The organism is Paenalcaligenes niemegkensis, from assembly GCF_022230885.1.
GTDB classification, from domain to species: Bacteria; Pseudomonadota; Gammaproteobacteria; order Burkholderiales; family Burkholderiaceae_B; genus Paenalcaligenes; species Paenalcaligenes niemegkensis.
In genome coordinates, this window is record NZ_JAKGCT010000005.1 from 420,294 (window position 1) to 437,556 (window position 17,263).

The 17,263-nt window shown below is 52.0% G+C and carries 13 protein-coding genes, 2 tRNA genes, 1 rRNA gene and 2 pseudogenes; 14 read left to right on the forward strand and 4 right to left on the reverse strand.

The window, feature by feature from the left end:
- Positions 1-36 precede the first annotated feature (36 nt).
- Positions 37-729: a dienelactone hydrolase family protein gene (locus L1889_RS17700; protein ID WP_238666325.1), complete on the reverse strand. Its 693-nt coding sequence runs from the start codon at positions 727-729 to the stop codon at positions 37-39.
- 446 nt (positions 730-1,175) lie between these two features.
- Here L1889_RS17700 and L1889_RS17705 point away from each other — a divergent pair, with 446 nt between their 5' ends.
- A complete protein-coding gene (locus L1889_RS17705; protein ID WP_238666326.1) occupies positions 1,176-2,132 on the forward strand; it encodes a 2-hydroxyacid dehydrogenase in 957 nt (318 codons plus the stop codon).
- A 115-nt stretch (positions 2,133-2,247) separates the two neighbouring features.
- On the forward strand, positions 2,248-2,955 hold the full coding sequence (locus L1889_RS17710; protein ID WP_238666327.1) for a class I SAM-dependent methyltransferase: 708 nt from the start codon (positions 2,248-2,250) through the stop codon (positions 2,953-2,955).
- An 18-nt stretch (positions 2,956-2,973) separates the two neighbouring features.
- Here L1889_RS17710 and L1889_RS17715 read toward each other — a convergent pair.
- The 3 genes and pseudogenes from L1889_RS17715 to denD form a co-directional block, all read right to left on the reverse strand.
- A pseudogene (locus tag L1889_RS17715) lies at positions 2,974-4,691 on the reverse strand (IlvD/Edd family dehydratase).
- A gap of 75 nt (positions 4,692-4,766) precedes the next feature.
- Complete coding sequence (locus L1889_RS17720; protein WP_238666328.1) at positions 4,767-5,660, reverse strand: NAD(P)-dependent oxidoreductase; 894 nt, start codon at positions 5,658-5,660, stop codon at positions 4,767-4,769.
- Positions 5,657-6,640, reverse strand: coding sequence for a D-erythronate dehydrogenase (gene denD / locus L1889_RS17725; RefSeq protein ID WP_238666329.1), 984 nt, complete (start codon positions 6,638-6,640; stop codon positions 5,657-5,659). Before denD ends, L1889_RS17720 begins: the two co-directional genes overlap by 4 nt.
- 169 nt (positions 6,641-6,809) lie before the next feature.
- Here denD and L1889_RS17730 point away from each other — a divergent pair, with 169 nt between their 5' ends.
- The 12 genes and pseudogenes from L1889_RS17730 (at position 6,810) to L1889_RS17780 (ending at position 16,800) form a co-directional block, all read left to right on the forward strand.
- Positions 6,810-7,091: a hypothetical protein gene (locus L1889_RS17730; protein ID WP_238666330.1), complete on the forward strand. Its 282-nt coding sequence runs from the start codon at positions 6,810-6,812 to the stop codon at positions 7,089-7,091.
- Positions 7,064-8,257, forward strand: coding sequence for an FAD-binding oxidoreductase (locus L1889_RS17735; protein WP_238666331.1), 1,194 nt, complete (start codon positions 7,064-7,066; stop codon positions 8,255-8,257). The genes L1889_RS17730 and L1889_RS17735 overlap by 28 nt, the downstream gene beginning before the upstream one ends.
- Before the next feature lie 51 nt (positions 8,258-8,308).
- Positions 8,309-8,887 (forward strand): FadR/GntR family transcriptional regulator, encoded by a 579-nt coding sequence (locus L1889_RS17740; RefSeq protein ID WP_257794040.1) that lies wholly within the window; start codon positions 8,309-8,311, stop codon positions 8,885-8,887.
- Between the two features lie 2 nt (positions 8,888-8,889).
- Entirely contained in the window at positions 8,890-9,045 is a 156-nt protein-coding gene (locus L1889_RS18640; RefSeq protein WP_308217704.1) for an FCD domain-containing protein, read from the forward strand.
- An 80-nt stretch (positions 9,046-9,125) separates the two neighbouring features.
- Positions 9,126-9,650 carry a TRAP transporter small permease gene (locus L1889_RS17745; protein ID WP_238666332.1) on the forward strand — a complete coding sequence of 175 codons (525 nt, stop codon included), beginning with the start codon at positions 9,126-9,128 and terminating at the stop codon, positions 9,648-9,650.
- Positions 9,651-9,656: 6 nt separating this feature from the next.
- Complete coding sequence (locus L1889_RS17750; RefSeq protein ID WP_238666333.1) at positions 9,657-10,934, forward strand: TRAP transporter large permease subunit; 1,278 nt, start codon at positions 9,657-9,659, stop codon at positions 10,932-10,934.
- 82 nt (positions 10,935-11,016) lie between these two features.
- Positions 11,017-12,021 carry a TRAP transporter substrate-binding protein gene (locus L1889_RS17755; protein ID WP_238666334.1) on the forward strand — a complete coding sequence of 335 codons (1,005 nt, stop codon included), beginning with the start codon at positions 11,017-11,019 and terminating at the stop codon, positions 12,019-12,021.
- Between the two features lie 149 nt (positions 12,022-12,170).
- Positions 12,171-12,904: pseudogene (locus L1889_RS17760) on the forward strand (SDR family oxidoreductase).
- Positions 12,905-13,010: 106 nt separating this feature from the next.
- A complete protein-coding gene (locus tag L1889_RS17765) occupies positions 13,011-13,856 on the forward strand; it encodes a fumarylacetoacetate hydrolase family protein (RefSeq protein WP_238666335.1) in 846 nt (281 codons plus the stop codon).
- A gap of 1,147 nt (positions 13,857-15,003) precedes the next feature.
- A 16S ribosomal RNA gene (locus L1889_RS17770) occupies positions 15,004-16,541 on the forward strand.
- A gap of 95 nt (positions 16,542-16,636) precedes the next feature.
- Positions 16,637-16,713 (forward strand) — tRNA-Ile (locus tag L1889_RS17775).
- An 11-nt stretch (positions 16,714-16,724) separates the two neighbouring features.
- Positions 16,725-16,800 (forward strand) — tRNA-Ala (locus tag L1889_RS17780).
- Positions 16,801-17,263 lie beyond the last annotated feature (463 nt).

Below are 17,263 nucleotides of genomic sequence, written 5' to 3' on the forward strand. Positions count from 1 at the left end.
CAACGTTGGGTAACGTTTTTTAAATTAATAGCTAAATTAGGCTAGAAAACGATTTAAAAATCCCACTGAACGCTTGTTGGCTTCGTTGGCCGCTTCTTCGACGTAGTTTGTTCCGTTAGGACGCGCAAAGGCGTGATCGCAATCACGATACAAATAATGCTCCCAGTCCGTGCGCTGATCGGCATCGTCTGTAATTACCTTGCGTACATCAGTGGGTACATAGCTATCCAGCTCAGCAATATGCAGCAAAGTAGGGGCAGCGTCTTTTGTCAGTGAGGGCAACAAATTCTGCAAACCCACACCGTAATAGCTAACCGCACATTTAATAGGACTATTACCTGCCATCAGCACCACTAGCCTGCCACCCATGCAATAGCCCACTGCGGCGATCTTATCGTGTCCCAGCTGTTTCGCTAAAAATGCACGAGTGCTTTCCAGATCGGCAACTGTCTCGGCATCGTCCATGCCCTGCATTAACTCAACTCCTAGATCAAACTGTGCTTGTTTGGTCGGGTCCAGCTGTAGATCAGGCTCTTGCCGCCAGAACAAATCCGGGCACAGCACATTAAAGCCTTTTTCAGCCCATTTTTTAGCCAACGTCTGCATGGCTGAATTAATACCGAAAATTTCTTGCACCAGCACAATACCCGGCGCATTGGGTACGGTCGTAGAGACAGACAAGGCTTTCATGCTTTGACCATCAGAGATGGGGATCTGTACATATTTCATGCGAACTCCTTAAGGCAGCCAGTGGAAACTGGGCTATTGAGTAAAATAACTCTGACACTGCTAGCTTAGCAAAATTAGCTCTCAGTGTTGGCAGTCAAGGCTTCGTAACTACAGTAAGTCTCTAATCCATAGTCTCCTCGTCCCTCTTCGTGACGAGCGTCTTCGGGGAGCGCCGCGAACCGCGAGTCAAGCAGGAAAGAAGTGAGCGCTGTCCGAAGCGCGGAGCGCAAGTTCGCGAACGCCTGCTTGACTCGCGGTTCAAGGGCAGTGCGTAGCACCGCTCAACGCAAGCGAGCACGAAGAGGGACGAGGAGACGGCATTATTGGGGCAATGCGATAAAAGCGAAAAATGACATCGTTGAGTTAAAAAGTAGCAAAGGCAGTGCACAGCACTCCTCAATCTACTAAGCTACATAAAAGCAAACTCAAACCGGAAGCTTCACGACATGACCCAAGAAAAACCAAACATTCTATACCTGGGATCCGAGCCCACACCCGGCATGATCAATCGCCTGCAACATGCTGTAAACGTCCACCACATTCCCGACCCCAGCCAGAATACCCACCAACTGGAAAATATAGCTGCGAGCATCAAAGGCCTCGTCACCTCCGCCTCGGTCGGAGTCAGCAATGACCTGCTACATCAGCTCCCTAAGCTCGAAATCATTAGCAGCTTCGGAGTCGGCCTCGATGCCCTTGACCTTGATTACCTGAAAGCACAAGGCATACACCTCGGATACACTCCTAACGTCCTAAACGACTGCGTCGCCGACCTGACGCTTGGGCTTATCCTCGACATCACTCGCCGCATCAGCCAGAGTGATCGGTACGTTCGCGAAGGTAAATGGGCTGCAGCGGCCGCTCCACTACGCACTCAAAGTTCTAAAAAGCGCCTCGGCCTCTACGGGATGGGCCGCATAGGGCAAGAAATCGCCCAACGCGCCAGCGCTTTTAAAATGCCCATCGCCTATCACACGCGCACCCCAAACTCTTCGCTACCCTATCTGCATCTGGACAGCCTGGAAAAATTGGCCGGCTGGAGTGACATACTCGTCGTTATCGTGCCGGCAACCAGTAGCACCAGGCAAAGCATCAACCGTCATATACTTAAAACGCTAGGCGAAAACGGCTACCTCATCAACATCGCCAGAGGCAGCGTAATCAACGAAGCCGATCTTCTCAACGCCCTGGAACAAGGCATCCTCGCCGGAGCCGGCTTAGATGTATTCCATAACGAACCCAATATAGATCCACGATTTTACGAGCTGGAAAACGTTGTATTAAGTCCGCACGCCGGCAGCGCTACCCATGAAACACGACAAGCCATGGGCGACCTTACCGTCAATAACCTGCTTAATTATTTTCAAAGTGGAAGCCTGATAGCTTCCTATTTTGAGAGTTAGCTATAACGGGCAGGTGCACGCGGCCAGAGCCAAGGGCTCGGGCCGATTCGCCAGACTAGACATAATGTCCCATACTGTAAGAGCACTACTGTTAGTGCTTACTTAAAAGGGTGCTATGTCGGGTTACCTAACCAAGCTTCAAACGATTCAGATTAAAGATGCGGACGATATACAGCTATCAATGCTCATCGATAACCAGCAGTTTTATGATCCGGATGGGGCAGCAGGTAAACTAGGCGTTTGTTCCGCCTCTTGGCCATTATTTGGGTTGCTATGGCCCTCAAGCATTCGACTGGCAAATAAAATATCAGCACGTCCCATACGGGAAGGAGAGCGCATCCTGGAAATAGGCTGTGGCTTAGCTCTTGCCAGCATCGTTGCGCACCGACGCGGAATGACCGTCACCGCCAGTGACCGACATCCGATGGTTCAGACTTTTCTGAAGAAAAATCTTGGGCTTAACGGGCTGCCACCGCTACGCTACAAATTCGCCCAGTGGGGCGACAATCAAGATGAGCTCGCCATCGATCTCGGCTTCGATACCCTTCACAGCCGATTTGATCTGATCATGGCCAGCGATGTCCTGTACGAACGAGAAACGCCTAACCAGCTTGCGGCCTTTATCGACAGCCATGCCAATTACAAAGCCGAAGTGTGGGTGGTCGACCCGAATCGTGGATACGCCGGAGCCTTTGGTCGCAGCATGAACGAATATGGTTTTAACCTGACCGAGAGCCGTTTGCTTAGCAGCGAACATATGCTGAACGGCCTGGGCATCATGGAGCGATACTCAGGCCGATTCATCAGCTACGCTCGCGGTTAAAAAGCTACCGCTTCAGCTTTAGTGATTGTGCCGCGGCAATTGCCGGGCAATATCAATGAACTCAACAGCGCTTTCCAGCACCGCGCCGTCCACCAACTGATTGACCTCTTGCCGATAAATCTTTTGCCAAGGCGTTTTGCTGGGTACGATCGGTGGCGGCGTCTCGCTACGTCGGCGCGCAATTTCATTCTCGTCCACCAAGGCATTGCAGCTACCCTGGTTTAGATCGATGCGGATAATGTCACCATCGCGCAGCCACGACAAGCCGCCTCCTGCGGCGCTTTCGGGAGAGGCATGCAAGATGGAAGGGCTGTCGGCCGTACCGGATTGCCGGCCATCGCCAATGGTGGGCAAACTTGTGATGCCACGCTGCAGCAATGCATTTGGCGGCTGCATATTAACGACCTCGGCGGCACCGGGCCAGCCCAGCGGTCCCGCGCCCCGGATGACCAAAATAGAGCGTTCATCAATATTTAACGCGGGATCGTTAATACGCGCGTGGTAATCCTCCGAGCCTTCGAATACTACCGCTCGGCCTTCAAAAGCCCCCAGGTCGCCAGGCCGTTGCAAAAACTCCTTATCAAAAGCCGCTGAAATGACACTGGTCTTCATGATGGCAAAATCAAACAGGTTGCCGCTCAGTACCTTGAAGCCTGCATTTTCGCGCAAGGGCTTAGCGAAAGACTTGATCACATCACGGTCTGTGGTTTCACGTCCTTCAAGGCCAGAGGCAATCGATCGTCCGGTTACAGAAAGGCATTCCTCATTTAGCAGGCCGTTTTGCCAGAGTTCCCACATGATGGCGGGGACGCCACCGGCGCGATGGAAACTCTCGCTCAGGTATTCGCCGGCAGGCTGTACATTGGCAAGCAGGGGCACCTCGTAGCCGTATTTTTGCCAGTCGGAAGCGTCGATGCTTATGCCGGCATGTTTAGCCATCGCGGTCAGATGAGGCTGGGCATTGGTCGAGCCCCCAAGGGCTGAGCAAACGCGAATGGCATTGATAAAGGCGGGCTTGCTTAGAATATCCAGAGGCTTAATGTCTTCCAGAACCAGTTCAACAGCCCGTTTTCCGGTGCGGTAGGCAATCTGGCTGCGTTCGCGGTAGGCGGCCGGAATGGCTGCACAGCCCGTCAGTGACAAGCCCAGCGCTTCGGCCATTGCGTTCATCGTCGAGGCAGTCCCCATGGTATTGCAATGGCCCACCGAGGGGCGGAGTCCAGCGCCGCGCTAAGAAACTCTTCTTCAGATATTTCTCCGGCGGCCAGTTTTCGTCTGGATTGCCAGATCACCGTGCCCGAGCCCACTCGTTGCCCGTCGTGCCAGCCGTCCAGCATTGGACCGCCAGAAAGCACAATAGCGGGAATGTTTACGGTGGCTGCTGCCATCACGGCAGAAGGGGTGGTCTTGTCGCAGCCTGTTGTCAGAACCACGCCATCAAGCGGATATCCATAGAGAATTTCCACCAGCCCCAGATACGCCAGATTTCGATCCAGTGCGGCAGTCGGACGTTTGCAGTTCTCGAAAATGGGATGGGTAGGGAATTCGATGGGTATGCCGCCAGCATCGCGAATGCCGTCTCGCACACGTTTCACCAGCTCAATGTGTACCCGGTTGCAGGGGGTGAGGTCGCTGCCGCTTTGCGCGATGCCAATGATGGGCTTGCCAGCCCGAAGTTCCTCAGGGGTTAAGCCGTAGTTCATGAAACGTTCCATGTACAGCGCTGCCAGGTCTATATGCTCTTTATTGTCAAACCAGTCTTGTGAGCGTAGACGACGGGGGGATTTTTATTGGTCGTAGTCATGGCTTAACTATTCCTCTTCAGACATAGCGTTTAGTTTTTCGATTTCAAGTAATAGAGCGCTGTGATCTAGTTCGCGCTGTGGGCCAGAGCATAGATTTTCAAATAACGATGAAACTGATTCGGTCAGCGGCAAGCGTAAATTCAGGCCTGAGGCGTGGTTAAGCACGTTATGCAGGTCTTTAAGCTGGTGTTTTGCGGGTCCGCCCGCAACGAAATTGCGCTCTACCATACGCTGACCGTGGATTTCCAAAATAGTGCTCTCGGCAAAACCGCCGCGTATGGCGTCTCTAAATGCCTGCGCTGAACCGCCTGAAGCCCTGACCAATGTCATGGCTTCAGCAATAGCACCTATTGTTACCGCCACAATTTGCTGATTCGCCAGCTTTGCGATTTGCCCTGTGCCGTGCGCACCCACGTAGGTGCTTCGGCCCAGCACGTCCCAAAGGGGCTGTAACGCGGCAATATGTTGAGGGTCGCCGGCACACAATAAGGCCAGGGTTCCGTCTCTTGCTCCATTTACACCACCCGAAACAGGGCAGTCAATGTACTTAAAGCCTTTGCCTGACAGGGCTTCTGCATGCGCGCGCGCAGTACCCGGCGAAATTGAACTGGTATTGATAAAGGTGGCCCCGGCCTTTGCCGCGCTGAGCACCTTTGCATCGAGCGTAACGGCCGTTACCGCCCGGTCGTCGCTTAGCATGGTGAAAATCACATCGGCATCTTTTACGGCCAGTTCAGGCTTCGTCACCACGGAGGCGCCGTAGGGCTCCAGCTCAAGGGCTTTGGTATGGCTCCGATTCCATGCTGTTAAGGGATAGTTGGCTCTGAGCAAGTTCACGCTCATCGGAAAGCCCATGATTCCGATACCCAAAAAGGCAATGCGTATTGTGTTGGGGGTCATGATTGCACCTGCAGATCGTCTTCCACATAGGCGTGGATGATTTCGTCGAAGCTTTGTTCCGACTTAAACCCCAGCTCAAGGGCGCGGGTAGCCTCAAAGCCCGGCGCCCAGCCTGTCACCATTTTTTCAATGGCAGGATCCACTTTATGTTGAATGAGCTTTACTGCGTCTTCGCCCGCGATGCGCCGCAGCGCATCAATCTGTTCTTCAACCGTAGCACTGACGCCCGGCAGGGTCAGGTTACGGCGCCAGCCCAGCAGCCGGGTATCGAGCCCGGCGGCATGCAATAAAAAATTGACCGCAGATCTTGGCGATGTGTGCCAATGTTTTACGCTGGGGGAAACGGGCAGAATGGCGGGCAGACCTTGCAGCGGTTCTCTCAGAATCGACGAGAAAAATCCGGAGGCCGCTTTATTAGGTATGCCGGGACGAATACACAGCGTGGGCAACCTAAGGCCAATACCATCGACAAAGCCATGGCGTGAATAATCGCTTAACAATAACTCAGAGATTGCTTTCTGGGTGCCGTAGCTGGTGAGGGGCGTGTGGTGAAAACTATCGGGTATAGGATCGGGAAGGGGAGCGCCAAACACAGCAATGGATGAGGCGAATACCAGGCGAGGGAAGTAGCCCTGTTGTTCATTCAGGTGGCGTATGGCTTCAAGAAGGTAGCGAGTGCCATCCAGGTTGATTCTATAGCCTTTATCGAATTCGATCTCGGCTTCACCCGACACAATTGCTGCCAAATGAAAGATCACATCCGGTTTCTCCGAGACGATGAGCTGTGCGCCGTTTAGCGATGCGAAGTCAAGGCAAAGGGTTGAAGTCTCGATGGATGAATGACTGGGCCGGGGAGCCGCGACGGCGTCGTAAAGGCTTAGCCTGCTAATGTCTCTACCTTGTAGTTTGCTGATTTCAAGGAGTTTTTTTGTTAGCTTGGAGCCAAGCATCCCCGCTGCCCCCACGATAGCAATGTGCATTTTTATGTCTCCGTATAGGGTTTAACCGAATTAAACCTTTGGTGTTTTATTAACTATAGTTAGGTTGTCTGACAATATGATGTCTGGTTTAGGTGGTCGGGTCAATGGGTCTCAGTCCTAAGTGTGTCAGTCAATCCAATGAGTGAATTCGGTCAAGGCATATGACGAAATGACGTTGATTAACGAAGTGCTAAGTGAGGTGCTTAACCGTCTGGTTCAGGCGGTGGGCGAAGCGCGTGTACTGCAGGCCGCTGCGGACATGACGCCTTATTTAAGCGACTGGCACGGCGATGAGACCGGGACTGCAATCGCCGTAGTGCGGCCAGGGTCAACCTCCGAGGTGCAGTCGGTGCTGGCAATTTGCCACGAGGCGCGCGTGGCTGTGATCCCCAAGGCGGAAATACAGGACTGGTACTGGGAGCCTTGTCGGCAGAGCCGGCGGCCAAGATAATTTTGAGTCTTGAGCGCCTGAAGCAAATACGCTGTATCGATGTGGAAAACAGCTCTGTGGTGGTTGAGGCTGGCTGTGTGCTGGCCACCTTGCAGAATGAGGTTGCGGCAAAAGGCCTGCTGTTCCCTGTTTCATTGGGAGCGGAAGGTAGCTGTCAAATTGGGGGAAACATCAGTACCAACGCTGGTGGTATCAACGTGCTTCGTTACGGAATGATGCGCGAGCAGGTGCTGGGGCTTGAAGTGGTTCTGGCTGATGGCCGTTTATGGCAAAACCTCAAGGCCTTGCGTAAAGATAATCGGGGTATTGATCTTAACCAGCTATTTATTGGCGCCGAGGGCGTGCTGGGGGTTGTCACGGCTGCAAGTCTGCGTCTATGGCCTAAACCTTTTAGAGTCGCTACGGCCTTGTTGGCGCTAGAGTCGGTGGCTGACGCGGTGCGTATATACCAGTTGGCGCGTCAGCAATGCGGTGACGTCATGACCGCTTTCGAGCTAATGCCGCACCTGGCGCTGGTGCTCGCGCAAGAAGCCCTGCCTGATTTGGCTTTTCCTTTTGGTAGCGCACATAAAAACTATGTGCTTCTTGAGTTTTCGGGGGCAGAGCTACTCGACGTTGAGCAAATGCTCTCTGTTTTCATGGAGCGTATTTTTGAGCGAGGCCTGATCGTTGATGCGGTGGTTGCCCAGTCAACTTCCCAGGCCGATGCTTTGTGGAAGTTTAGGGAAGGAATGAATGAGGGCCAGGCGCGTCGGGGTGTGCACCTGCGATCCGACGTCTCTGTTCCCATTTCCGGTCTGGCTGAGTTTGTACAGCAGGCCGAAGTGGCTCTTCAGGCTCGGTTTCCGGCTTCTGAGATATTAAGTTACGGGCACATTGGTGACGGCAACGTGCATATCAATGTGCTGCCGCCGGCTGAAGCCAGTCATGAGCAACGCCTGGCACAAATTATCTCCGGAACCGACATCATCAACACCATTGTTCATAAGTACTCGGGAAGCATTAGCGCTGAGCACGGAATTGGCAGACTAAAGCGTCATGCCTTCGAAGAGCAGATTGATCCGCTACATAACGAGATGCTGCTTTGTATCAAACGTGGTTTCGACTCCCAAAACCTGTTGAATCCCGGTTGCCTGATCAACATGGTGGACTGCACCTCACCGTAGAAGGCACACTTGCCGGGTAGAAATCACATTGCGCAGGAGTAATCAGTAGTTATGTCACTTTTTAATCAAATAAGCCGAGCCAAAAGCCTGCCGGAAACGATCGCCCTGGAGATTCAGCAAGAGGTAACAGCAGGCAATTTAAAAGCTGGAGATCGTCTCCCCACCGAAAGTGAGTTGGCCGAGACCTTTGGTGTCAGCCGAACCGTGGTACGCGAAGCGATTGCTCAACTGCGGCACGAGGGGCTGGTCGAAACCCGCCGTGGGGTGGGCGCATTTATCACGGAACCCGAGCGTCGGCAGTTTTTACGCATAGAGGGACTCTCGCTGGACGATCCCGAGAGTTTCAGAAGTTTGTTTCAGTTACGCAGTGTGCTCGAGGTCGAGGCAGCAGGCCTGGCTGCCTTGCTGCACACCGAAGAGGAGCTTGCCAAAATTGACGACGCGCTTTATCGCATGATCAATGCAGATCAATGGTCAGGCGATGGCGTGGTGGCAGATCTCGATTTTCACCATGCGATCGCGAGCGCGACAGGTAATGAGTATTTCCCGGTTTTTATTGGCTTCATCAGCGAGAAGATGAGTGACGCCATGAATACCTCCGGGTCTATGCCGTACGTGAAGAAATCGTAAAAGTGACGATTGCTGAACACGTTGCAGTCAGGGATGCCATTGCCAGACGTGATGTGGATGAAGCTCGCCGCACCATGGAAATTCATATTCTTGGGGGCGCTCAGCGAGTGCGCCTGCCAGTCGAGGATAAGGAACAGCTGTACAAGCCGCGTAAATAGAACCCTGCAATTAGAACAAGGGCAGCTAGGAGCGGTAAATCTCAAGACAAAACCGGCGCATGCTGGAGGAGGCAGTGGTTATGCAGTTAGCGATTGATTGGTTTTACCGTTTTCTCAACTTTTTACTGGTGGTCCTGCTTAGCAGCATGGTGATCATGGTGTTTGGCAACGTCATCCTGCGGTATGCATTTAATACTGGCTGGACTGTTTCAGAAGAGTTGTCGCGTTTCTTTTTTGTGTGGGTGACATTTATTGGGGCTGTCGTCGCCTTTAGAAATTACGGACACATGGGAATTGAAACCCTGGTGGCCAGGCTTTCCAGGCGGAATCGACTGATTTGCATGGCCATCAGCAACTTCGTCATCATGGCCTGCTCTTTTATCTTTGCCTTTGGCGCCTTTCAGCAGCTTGACGTGAATTTCAGCATGTACGCGCCTGTCAGCGGTCTGGCGCTGGGATGGGTATATGGCATCGGCATCTTTACCGGCACCTGCATGTTTGTGATTGCAGCGCAGCGGTTCTTGATGGTGCTTTTTGGGCGCGTTAGCGATGAGGAGATCGCCCGGTTCGCCGGTGAGTTCTCCGACATCAGCACCGCGGGGTAAGTTCATATGACATTGCTTATCTTTATCGGCTCGTTGCTGGGCGCCATGGCGGTGGGTGTGCCTGTGGCTTTTGCCCTGATGTTTTGCGCAGTGATGCTGATGTTGCACCTGGACATGTATAACGCGCAAATTGTGGCGCAAAACATGATTTCCGGCGCAGATACCTTCACTCTTTTGGCCATTCCGTTTTTCCTTCTGGCCGGCGAGCTGATGAACTCGGGCGGCCTGTCCAAACGTATTATCAGCTTTGCTCTGGCGTGTGTCGGACACATCAAAGGTGGACTGGGGATAGTGGCTATTCTGGCTGCGGTCATCATGGCCAGCCTGTCGGGTTCAGCTGCTGCCGATACAGCAGCTCTGGCGGCGATTTTGGTTCCCATGATGCGCGATGCGGGCTATAACCTGCCACGCTCTGCCGGGCTGATGGCGGCCGGAGGCGTGATTGCTCCGGTTATTCCGCCATCCATGGCTTTCATTATTTTTGGTGTGGCCGCGAACGTCTCGATTTCCCGCTTGTTCATGGCGGGTATTGCTCCGGGTTTGCTGATGGCCTTTACGCTCGTGGCTACCTGGATGTTCGTGAATCGAAAATCCACGGTTGCTACGTTGCCCAAACGCTCGGCAGCCTATCGCCTGAAGGCAACAGGGCAGGCGGCGTGGGCGCTGGGAATGCCCGTGATCGTGCTTGGCGGTATTCGCTTCGGCATTGTCACGCCAACAGAGGCCGCGGTGGTAGCCGTAGTGTATGCCTGGTTTGTCGGCACCTTTGTATACCGTGAACTTACCGTCAAGGACCTTTATTCCGTTATCTTGCGGGCCGCGCATACCACGTCAATCGTGATGTTCCTGGTCGCCGCAGCACTGGTTTCCGCTTGGTTAATCACGGCCGCCAACATACCTGCCGAGCTGGGGAATATTCTTGAACCACTGATCGAGCACCCCAAACTGTTGATGCTGGCCATGATGGTGCTGATTTTTGTGATCGGCACGGCACTTGACCTTACTCCTACTATTCTGATTCTTACGCCGGTATTGCTGCCGGTGGTGAAAATGGCAGGCATAGACCCGGTTTACTTCGGCGTGATGTTTGTCATGAATACGTGTATTAGCCTTTTGACACCGCCCGTAGGCGTGGTGTTGAACGTCGCCAGCGGGGTAGCCAGAGTTCCGCTCGGGCAGGTGGTGGTTGGGGTTTCCCCTTTCTTGCTGGCGTATTTTGTGTTGCTGATGTTGTTTGTTGCGGTGCCTGAACTCATTACCGTACCCATGCAGTGGTTGTATTGAGATCAGCCTTTTGCTTGAAGAATGCTTGAAAAACGTTAGCCCCTGCAGGGGCTGACACCTAAAACATAATGAGAGGTGACAAATGAAAAAGTTCATGATGACTTGCGTGGTGGCATCCCTGGGTTTAACGGTGGCCTTGCCAGCAAGCGCCGAGTTCAAGACTCGAAATATACGGATATCAAATGGTCTTAGTTCTGATCACCCGGTTGGTGACGGCGTTAAGGCGTTCAACAGCTGCCTGCAAGAGAAATCCGACGGCAAGATGAAGCTCACTGCTTACTGGAGTGAATCGCTGGGCAGTGATATTCAGGCCACACAGGCCCTGCGATCTGGCACTCAGGAGGCGGTTATTACTTCCTCATCGCCATTGGTCGGCCTGGTTCCGGCCCTGGGGGTATTTGACCTGCCGTTTTTGTTTGCCAACGAGCAAGAGGCTGACCAGGTGGTTGATGGTGCTTTCGGCGAGGTGATAAATGGCAAGCTCGAAGAGCAAGGGCTGGTTAATCTTGCCTTTTGGGAGAACGGATTCAGACAACTGACCAACTCCAAACGTCCTGTAGAGAAGTGGGAAGACTTCAAGGGGATTAAGGTTCGCGTGATGCAGAACAATATCTTCCTGGATACTTTTAACAATTTAGGCGCAAATCCGACCCCGATGGCCTTTGGTGAAATATTTTCCGCCTTGGAAACCGGGGCGATTGATGCCCAGGAAAATCCTTTTGTCACTATTGATGCCTCCAAGTTCTATGAGGTTCAAAAGTATGTGTCGGTAACCAACCATGCTTACACACCTTTTCTGGTGCTGTATTCCAAGCGCATATTTGATACCTATTCTGATGAGGAAAAAGCCGCACTGCAAGAATGCGCCGTGGTTGGCCGCGACGAGCAGCGTAAAGCGATTCGAACCTTAACCGCCCAGTCCATTGAGACAATCAAGGCTGCAGGGGTAGAAGTGAACGAGCTGTCAGCCGACGAGCAACAGCGTATTCGCGAAAAATCCCAACCTATTTACGATAAGCACCAGGACGATGTAGGCGTTGATGTGGTCGAACAAGTGCAAAAGCAATTGAGCGAGATACGCGGCTAAGTCCGTCAGCAAGAGTACGTACATAATTAATTAGGTCCTAAGTCGTCAAGCCGTTAGATCTATAGTCAGAGCACGTATTTAATGTGATGGATTGTTAGGTCTATCGGCAAAAAGACGGATACAACGAAATGAGTCAACAGGAGCCAATAATGAGTGAAAGCTTAAAGGGGAAGGTGGTGTTGATTACCGCTGCTGCCCATGGCATCGGTTTTGCAACCGCCGTCGCCTTTGCCAAAGCAGGAGCGGTTGTGCATGCGACGGATATTGAAGAGGCCGGGCTGGTGACGCTTGCTGCAGAGCACGGTGTGAAAACAGCGTGGATGGATGTCCGCGACACCCAAGCTATTAACGAGGTTGTGCGCAATATCGGCACTATCGATATCTTGTTCAACTGCGCAGGGTACGTGCAGAACGGCACAGTTCTGGAAGCGACAGAAGCCGACTTTGATCTGGCCTTTGATTTGAACGTGAAATCCATGCTGCGCACTATTCAGGCAGTTTTGCCCGGCATGTTAGAGCGCGGCGATGGCAGCATTATCAACGTGGCTTCTGTAGTCGGCTCGTTAAAGGGGTGATTAATCGCTGTTCGTATGGCGTGACCAAAGCAGCGGTAATAGGTCTGACGAAATCAGTGGCTGCCGATTATGTGACTCAGGGAATCCGCTGCAATGCCATTTGCCCCGGCACCGTTCACAGCCCATCTCTTGATCAGCGCTTGCAGGCTACGGGCGACTACGACAAGGCTATGGTTGAGTTTATTGGCCGTCAGCCCATGAAGCGTTTAGGCACCGCCGACGAAATTGCCGATTTGGCTATCTATCTGGCAGGCGCTACCTACACTACTGGCAGCGTCAACGTTATTGATGGTGGCTGGCTAACTTAAGCCCATTTAATCTGGCCTGCCTTGATTTAGGTGGGCCAAGCCAAACAAAGAAAATTTGATTTGATCCTGAGTCATCTTCTTTAGAGTTAAAAATACGGAGTTAGCGATGAAACTTGTGAGGTATGGCGAAGTTGGCCACGAAAAACCAGGGTTGCTTGATTCGAATGGCAGGATCCGAGACTTATCACACCACATTTGCGACCTCAAGGAAGACGCATTAAGCGCCAGCAAGCTAAAGCAGCTCGATCATCTCGATATGGACGCTTTACCGCTGGTTGAAGGCGAGCCTCGCTTGGGCGCGTGTGTAGGGCATGTGGGCAAGTTCATCTGCATAGGTCTTAATTATTCAGATCATGCTGCAGAAACGGGGGCGGTTGTTCCTCCCGAGCCCATTATCTTCATGAAAGCCAGTTCGGCCATCATCGGGCCTAATGATGATGTCCTGATTCCGCGCAACTCAACGAAGACAGACTGGGAGGTCGAGTTGGGTGTGGTTATCGGAGATCGCGCTAAGTATGTGTCTGAAGCGGATGCATTGAAGTATGTGGCCGGGTATTGCACCATTAATGATCTCAGCGAACGTGAGTTTCAAATGGAACGCGCCGGACAATGGACTAAAGGCAAGTCCTGTGACACATTCGGCCCGATCGGCCCCTGGCTGGTCACCAAGGATGAAATCGATGATCCGCAAAATCTGGGCATGTGGCTAAAGGTGAATGGGCAGAGCATGCAAGATGGCTCGACCAGCACCATGGTCTTTGGTGTGGCGAAGCTGGTGTCTTATTTAAGCCAGTTTATGAGTCTGGAGCCCGGAGACATCATTTCTACTGGAACCCCTCCAGGAGTCGGCCTGGGCATGAAGCCGCCCGTATTCTTAAAACCGGGAGATGTAATAGAGCTGGGGATCGAGGGCTTAGGTAATCAGCGTCAGCAGGTTCGTGCTGATAACTAGACACCATGTCCACGTCTTGGTCGCTCTTCTGCGCATGATGTGTGGAAGAGCGGGCATGCAGAGATACGTTTATCAACGAAAGGCTGCTCTATATATAAAGCATGCATAAGGTTGCGGTATTAGTATCGGCTTTCAGTTTGGACTTTTAGGGTTATTGGCTTCTTCGGTGGCCAAATCATTTTATGCGGTGATGAAAACTAAAGGGCCATCAGATCAAGGGCTTAGCTGTCTTGTTTTTGAGCTGCTCATTTAAACCGTAAATAAAAGCCGTAAAAGGCTTGCCAAGGCCGAATTAGGGGTGCTATAGTTCGTCTTCTTCGCAGCAACCAATTCGGGTTTACCCTTATTAACCGCCACGAAGCGCTCAACGCATTAGCTGTACCGATTCCCGCTTAGCCCAAAGGGCAGCTTCAAATCATCACAGTGTTTTTGCAATGAGTGGCAACGGCACTTCGGTGCCAGCCGTTAACTTTTAGTTGACAGCCAACAAAAAGCAGTGTTATAGTTTACTGCTTCGCTACTGCAGCGGCTTTTGTGAAAACGAAAGCAGGCCATAGCCAGAAGCGAAAGAGAAGCAGGAAACTAAGTAGTAAGCAAGTAGCAAACAAGTGGGAAAACGGCAGCGCAGTTATTGCCGGGCAGGTAGCAGTACAGCAGGGACGTAAACCTCAATGTTTAACGGTCGTGTTTAAGGTGCCAGGAAGTACGGTGCTGACACGGCGTTTAAGTATTTAGGTTTACGAGAGATCGAGGCAGGTGGGTTAGGCGGTATGTTGAAAGTGTTTTAGTTTTACTTCTTCCAACAAATTGCTTGACAAACAAATTTAGATGCTTCATAATCTCGTTTCTCTGGTTGCGGTGCACCACTTCGGTGGGCCGGCAGGCAGTGCAGAATAACGCAGTACAGGCAGTATGGATGTTGATTGTGACCAATTGATGTCGACCCGTTCTTTAAAAATTTAACAGCCGATAAGTGTGGGCGCTTGGAATGAGTGAGCCAATCTTCTCACGAAGATTCGCCACAAAGTTAAAATCAAGTGCTCACATAAAGAAGTTTTTAGTATTGCCTTGTGCATACACTGAAGATTTCTTTGAGTACACTCCGCTGAGTCCTATTTATAGGGCGAAGCAAACGAAAACAGAGATTAAACTGAAGAGTTTGATCCTGGCTCAGATTGAACGCTAGCGGGATGCTTTACACATGCAAGTCGAACGGCAGCACGAGAGAGCTTGCTCTCTTGGTGGCGAGTGGCGGACGGGTGAGTAATATATCGGAACGTGCCCAGTAGCGGGGGATAACTACTCGAAAGAGTGGCTAATACCGCATACGCCCTACGGGGGAAAGGGGGGATTCTTTTAGAACCTCTCACTATTGGAGCGGCCGATATCGGATTAGCTAGTTGGTGGGGTAAAGGCCTACCAAGGCGACGATCCGTAGCTGGTTTGAGAGGACGACCAGCCACACTGGGACTGAGACACGGCCCAGACTCCTACGGGAGGCAGCAGTGGGGAATTTTGGACAATGGGGGGAACCCTGATCCAGCCATCCCGCGTGTATGATGAAGGCCTTCGGGTTGTAAAGTACTTTTGACAGGGAAGAAACGGCACTGCCTAATAAGCGGTGCTAATGACGGTACCTGTAGAATAAGCACCGGCTAACTACGTGCCAGCAGCCGCGGTAATACGTAGGGTGCAAGCGTTAATCGGAATTACTGGGCGTAAAGGGTACGCAGGCGGCTAGGAAAGAAGGATGTGAAATCCCAGGGCTCAACCTTGGAACTGCATTCTTAACTGCCTAGCTAGAGTATGTCAGAGGGGGTAGAATTCCACGTGTAGCAGTGAAATGCGTAGATATGTGGAGGAATACCGATGGCGAAGGCAGCCCCCTGGGATAATACTGACGCTCAGGTACGAAAGCGTGGGGAGCAAACAGGATTAGATACCCTGGTAGTCCACGCCCTAAACGATGTCAACTAGCTGTTGGGGCCAATAGGCTTTAGTAGCGCAGCTAACGCGTGAAGTTGACCGCCTGGGGAGTACGGTCGCAAGATTAAAACTCAAAGGAATTGACGGGGACCCGCACAAGCGGTGGATGATGTGGATTAATTCGATGCAACGCGAAAAACCTTACCTACGCTTGACATGTCTGGAATCCTTAAGAGATTGAGGAGTGCCCGCAAGGGAACCGGAACACAGGTGCTGCATGGCTGTCGTCAGCTCGTGTCGTGAGATGTTGGGTTAAGTCCCGCAACGAGCGCAACCCTTGTCATTAGTTGCTACGAAAGAGCACTCTAATGAGACTGCCGGTGACAAACCGGAGGAAGGTGGGGATGACGTCAAGTCCTCATGGCCCTTATGCGTAGGGCTTCACACGTCATACAATGGTCAGGACAGAGGGTCGCCAACCCGCGAGGGGGAGCTAATCCCAGAAACCTGATCGTAGTCCGGATCGCAGTCTGCAACTCGACTGCGTGAAGTCGGAATCGCTAGTAATCGCGGATCAGAATGCCGCGGTGAATACGTTCCCGGGTCTTGTACACACCGCCCGTCACACCATGGAAGTGGGTTTCACCAGAAGTAGGTAGCCTAACCGCAAGGAGGGCGCTTACCACGGTGGGATTCATGACTGGGGTGAAGTCGTAACAAGGTAGCCGTATCGGAAGGTGCGGCTGGATCACCTCCTTTCAGAGCGCGTGCTCACGAAGCGAAAGCGTCCACACTTATTGGCTGTTAACAAGTTCCATGACCAAGGTCGATCAACACCTGGCAACACAACAATTGGGTCAGTAGCTCAGTCGGTTAGAGCACCGTCTTGATAAGGCGGGGGTCGTTGGTTCGATTCCAACTTGACCCACCACGATTTACCTCGGGGGATTAGCTCAGCTGGGAGAGCACCTGCTTTGCAAGCAGGGGGTCGTCGGTTCGATCCCGTCATCCTCCACCATTATTTTAGCGGTGTTGATTGGGTTGGCGTTTACTTGCCAACAGCGTTGTTGGCAAGTTTGGTTCATGGAAGGAATTGAGACATTGCACGCCTCGGCGTTGGCCGAAAAAAGCGGTGTATGGCTCAGTTCAACGACCAGTATCGTTTTTTTAGACGGTACTGCTCGTTGGGCTGATTAGCTCGATGGTTTTAACTTGTTCTTTAACAATCTGGAAAAAGCACAACGAAGTGTATTCATGATGCATCGCGATAATATATCGGGATGTGTGAATATGCGGGTTGTGATTGCAAAATCAACAATTTTGTTCAAATAGTTCTCAATATAGATAGCGCATTGATTAATCAATGTGGATATTGTGAGTGATGAACGGCACAACGCGAAAACTCATAATCCTATAATTAGCCTAAAGCGTTATAGGATCAAGCGAATAAGTGCATGCGGCGGATGCCTTGGCGATCACAG

Excerpts from the sequence above, each read along its gene's own strand:
- L1889_RS17755 (WP_238666334.1), top strand. The coding sequence starts at position 11,017 with ATGAAAAAGTTCATGATGACTTGCGTGGTGGCATCCCTGGGTTTAACG.
- L1889_RS17750 (WP_238666333.1), top strand. The coding sequence starts at position 9,657 with ATGACATTGCTTATCTTTATCGGCTCGTTGCTGGGCGCCATGGCGGTG.
- L1889_RS17710 (WP_238666327.1), top strand. The coding sequence starts at position 2,248 with ATGTCGGGTTACCTAACCAAGCTTCAAACGATTCAGATTAAAGATGCG.
- L1889_RS17765 (WP_238666335.1), top strand. The coding sequence starts at position 13,011 with ATGAAACTTGTGAGGTATGGCGAAGTTGGCCACGAAAAACCAGGGTTG.
- L1889_RS17745 (WP_238666332.1), top strand. The coding sequence starts at position 9,126 with ATGCAGTTAGCGATTGATTGGTTTTACCGTTTTCTCAACTTTTTACTG.
- L1889_RS17740 (WP_257794040.1), top strand. The coding sequence starts at position 8,309 with ATGTCACTTTTTAATCAAATAAGCCGAGCCAAAAGCCTGCCGGAAACG.
- L1889_RS17705 (WP_238666326.1), top strand. The coding sequence starts at position 1,176 with ATGACCCAAGAAAAACCAAACATTCTATACCTGGGATCCGAGCCCACA.
- L1889_RS17700 (WP_238666325.1), bottom strand. The coding sequence starts at position 729 with ATGAAATATGTACAGATCCCCATCTCTGATGGTCAAAGCATGAAAGCC.
- L1889_RS17730 (WP_238666330.1), top strand. The coding sequence starts at position 6,810 with ATGACGTTGATTAACGAAGTGCTAAGTGAGGTGCTTAACCGTCTGGTT.
- denD (WP_238666329.1), bottom strand. The coding sequence starts at position 6,640 with ATGCACATTGCTATCGTGGGGGCAGCGGGGATGCTTGGCTCCAAGCTA.
- L1889_RS17720 (WP_238666328.1), bottom strand. The coding sequence starts at position 5,660 with ATGACCCCCAACACAATACGCATTGCCTTTTTGGGTATCGGAATCATG.